Origin of the sequence: Methylobacterium sp. WL116 (genome assembly GCF_008039455.1) — a bacterium.
In the GTDB taxonomy this organism is placed as follows: Bacteria; Pseudomonadota; Alphaproteobacteria; order Rhizobiales; family Beijerinckiaceae; genus Methylobacterium.
In genome coordinates this window covers 1-967 of the sequence record NZ_VRUV01000931.1, presented here as the reverse complement: position 1 = coordinate 967, position 967 = coordinate 1, and the positions used below count along the sequence as shown (strand labels likewise).

Sequence of the window (967 nt, the reverse complement as noted above, 5' to 3'; positions counted from 1 at the left end):
CGCGCCAGGGCAAGTCCTCATGTCGGCGCGCGCGGCGGCACGACCGGTCGCGCGGGTGCTGCCGCGCGGACCGGCGGCTCGGGAGCACCGGCAGGCCCTGGCCGCTCCGCCGCGGCCCGCGCAGGATCGCTCGCGATCTCGTTGCGGACACAACAAAGTTTTCAAGCCCGAGGCGGGAATCGAACGAGGGTATTGGCGCGCCGGGACGGAAAAGCAGGCGACTAATACCGAATCCGCGAAGGCTCCGGCCGTCTCGACGACCGGCTCCGCCATTGGACACCAGCGCCGCAGGGGGTCGGACTGGACTCCGGGTGCGGCGCTACACTCGTTTTTTTGTGTTGGAAGCCTTTCCATCAAGTTTAATCGAACGGAAACAGACCTTGCGCATTGCGTTGAGATGTTAGACATCATAGCCGCCTTGCCTGAACAAGCTGGCGTCAGCTGAAAATTTCCCAACCCTTGGGCTGCGTTGACGTCGGACGTGTCGAGGGAAGTCGGACCGGGGAACGATCGATGATGAACGACAACGGCATGGAACCGGATTACATCGCTCTGGCGGCAGAGATCGTGTCGGCCTTCGTGAGCAAGAATTCCGTTCCGGTCCCGGAATTGAACGGGCTCATCGTCTCGGTGCACACGACGCTGGCCCAGCTGGGGAACGGCGCCGCCGCCGAGAAGGTCGAGCCGCCGACGCCCGCGGTCTCGATCAAGCGCTCGGTCACGCCGGACTTCATCATCTGCCTGGAGGACGGGAAGAAGTTCAAGTCGCTGAAGCGCCACCTGCGCACGCGCTACGACATGACCCCCGACGCGTATCGCACCAAGTGGAACTTGGCGGCCGACTACCCGATGGTCGCGCCGAACTACGCCGCCGCCCGCTCCGAGCTCGCCAAGACGATGGGCCTCGGCCAGCAGCGTCGCAAGACCCGCGGCAAGGCCGCACCCGAGGCGGCCGCCGCTCCGGCCC

At 65.7% G+C, this 967-nt stretch carries 1 protein-coding gene; it reads left to right on the top strand.

What is annotated here, in order from left to right:
• Positions 1-513: 513 nt before the first annotated feature.
• On the top strand, positions 514-967 hold a 454-nt coding region (locus tag FV223_RS28565), incomplete at its 3' end, for a MucR family transcriptional regulator (RefSeq protein WP_147729988.1).